Annotated in this window: 4 protein-coding genes; all 4 read left to right on the top strand. The window is 55.7% G+C overall.

Annotated elements, in window-relative coordinates; all coding sequences use genetic code 11:
* Positions 1 to 720, top strand: a 720-nt coding sequence (locus HAP95_RS05165) for an MBL fold metallo-hydrolase (protein WP_215883249.1), incomplete at its 5' end; no start/stop codon positions are given.
* Positions 717 to 1079, top strand: a complete 363-nt coding sequence (locus tag HAP95_RS05160) for an ArsR/SmtB family transcription factor (protein ID WP_215883248.1) — start codon at positions 717 to 719, stop codon at positions 1077 to 1079. The genes HAP95_RS05165 and HAP95_RS05160, both read left to right, overlap by 4 nt.
* Positions 1076 to 2341 (top strand): MFS transporter, encoded by a 1266-nt coding sequence (locus HAP95_RS05155; RefSeq protein ID WP_215883247.1) that lies wholly within the window; start codon positions 1076 to 1078, stop codon positions 2339 to 2341. The genes HAP95_RS05160 and HAP95_RS05155 overlap by 4 nt, the downstream gene beginning before the upstream one ends.
* Before the next feature lie 15 nt (positions 2342 to 2356).
* Positions 2357 to 2620, top strand: a 264-nt coding sequence (locus tag HAP95_RS05150; protein WP_215883246.1) for a DsrE family protein, incomplete at its 3' end; no start/stop codon positions are given.

Genomic DNA, 2620 nt, shown 5'->3' with positions numbered 1-2620 from the left:
CGTGGTGACGATGGAACTCTGTCTTACTTCTACGGCTGTGGTGGTAAAGGTTTTGCCGTCGCGGTAGATGTGGTGGCCGGTGATGAGGGGTGGTTTATAGCCGAGGCCCGGAAAGCGGCCGTGCGCATCAGCCTTGTCATTGACACCCATCTACATGCCGATCATCTTTCGGGTGGGCGAGCTTTGGCGGCGCTGGCAGAAGCGCCTTACTGCATGCACGAAAGTGACGAGGATCAGGTACAATTTCCGATTCGAGGTCTCAAAGTCGGCGAAATACTGGAGACCGGCAATGTGATCACCCAGGTGCTGCATACTCCCGGTCATACCCCTGACAGCCTTTGTCTTTTGGTCAGCGATATCCGACGCAGTAAGGCTCCGTGGTTTGCCCTGACGGGCGATACCCTTTTTGTTGGCGGCGTGGGACGACCGGATCTGGGGGGAACACCCGAGGAAATGGCAGCGAAACTCTATGACAGCCTCCAGCAGAAACTGCTGCCCCTTCCTGATGATCTGGAAATCTTTCCGGGACATGCTGCTGGCAGTGTCTGCGGGGCTGGTCTTTCGGGAAAACCCTCGTCGACTATCGGCTTTGAAAAGCGCTGGGATCCGTATTTGAGTATGGACCGGGCGACCTTCATGCACGAGCTGACCACCAACATTCCGGAACGACCGGTGGAGATGGCGCGCATTGTCGCCAGCAATCTGGAGCGGATGGCATGAAGCATCAGGAAACCATCCAATTTGCACTGTTTTCGGAAGTGTTTGCGGCCATTGCCCATCCCAAGCGTCTGGAGATCATTCACTATCTGGGTGAAGGGCAAAAAACCGCCAGCGAGCTTACCGAACTGACGGGCATGTCGAAAGCCAATGTTTCACAGCACATGAATATTCTCAAGGCGAGAGGTCTGGTGCACTGCGACAAGTGCGGTACTTTCTGTCATTACCGGCTCACCAGCCCCAAGGTTTTGGAAGTCTGCGAGATTGTTCGGGAGCTCATTCTCGACCAGATGCAGATTACCGCGCATAACCATGAGGTACTGAGTACCGTGGTCTCTCTCCACCAAAAAGACACCGCATGAACGTCACAGCGGACCATGCAAGCGCTTACGTCCGGGGCATTGGCTGCAACCGTGGACAGTTTCTGCTGCAGACGGTTCAGGTCTTTTTTGTGGGTCTGATCATCGGCATGGAGCGCAATGTGTTGCCCACCATGGCAGCGCACTTTGCTGTGGATAGCCACGCCTTTTTCTTCCTGGCTTCCTTTGTGATTTCCTTTGGCCTGGTCAAGGGTGCCCTGAATTTAGTGGCGGGCGGGCTTGCCGATCGCATCGGCCGCAAGCGGGTTTTGCTGCTCGGCTGGATAGCCGGCATCCCCATTCCGATTCTGATTTTCTTTGCCCCCAACTGGTGGTGGATTATCGGTGCCAACGTCTTCCTGGGCTTCAACCAGGCCTTCACCTGGACCATGACCGTCACCAGCCAGATTGATTTGTCGGCCAACCATCAGCGCGGTCTGGCGGTCGGCATCAATGAGGCCATGGGTTACATTGCTGTGGGTGCAGCGGGTCTGGCCACGGGGTATCTGGCCGTTTTGTATGGTCCCCGCTGGTCCTTGCTGGTCTTTGGGCTAGTGGTCATTGCGCTGGCGTTGGTGCTGCTGCTGTGGATAAAAGACACCATTCACTGGGTGCGTGCCGAGCATATACAACAAGAGGCGGCTACCCCGGCAGCGGTACCCGCACAAAGTATGTTCAGCACCTTCCTGCAGGTTTCCTTTCAGGATCGGACCTACCGGGCGCTTTGCCAGGGCGGTGTCACCAACAAAATGGCGGACACTCTGGTCTGGGTGCTGTTCCCGCTGTTTTTCAAATTCCACGGCCTCGGCGTTATCTATATCGGCTGGATTACCGGCGTTTATGCCATGGTCTGGGGACTCTGCCAGTTCTGGACCGGGCATCTGGCTGATCGCATTGGTCGCAAGCCACCGGTTTTGCTGGGCTTTGCCTTGTTATCCGCAGGATTGGCAGGAACCGCATTGGTGAACCACTTTGCTGCATGGATTGTCACCGCTGCACTGATGGGGCTCGGTATGGCACTGCTTTATCCCAATTTGATTGCCGCCATGTCGGATGTCGCACCAGCCATGCAACGGGGTCGGATACTGGGCACTTATCGTTATTGGCGGGACACGGGTTATGCCATCGGCGGGGTCATTCTTGGTCTGGTGGCCCAATGGAGTGATAAAATCCTCCCCGCGATCTGGCTGACCGCTGGTATTGTGGCCTTGTCGGGCTTATGGATTGCTTTTGCGGTTAAAGAAACACATCCCCGAAGTCTCTGAACAGGAGTATCTCCCATGAGCCAAGCATTAATCATCCTGCATGCAGGTCCTGAAGAAGAAAACCCCCGCGCCGATACGGCCGTTCGTCTCGCCGGTGCCATGTTGGCAGACAACAAAGAGGTTCGCTTGTTTCTTGCCGGTCAGGGCGTGCTGATCCTGAGAGACTGGGATAAAACCCGCAACAGTGTGCACAGTTTGTTGGGTGAACTGTTGGAATTGGGCCTGGAGGTCCAGTGCTGCGGTAGCTCTTTAAAGGCACAGGCTATAGAAACATTACCG

The sequence above is a fragment of the Acidithiobacillus sulfurivorans genome, from assembly GCF_018853815.1.
GTDB classification, from domain to species: domain Bacteria; phylum Pseudomonadota; class Gammaproteobacteria; order Acidithiobacillales; family Acidithiobacillaceae; genus Acidithiobacillus; species Acidithiobacillus sulfurivorans.
This window is presented reverse-complemented; position numbering and strand designations above follow the sequence as displayed.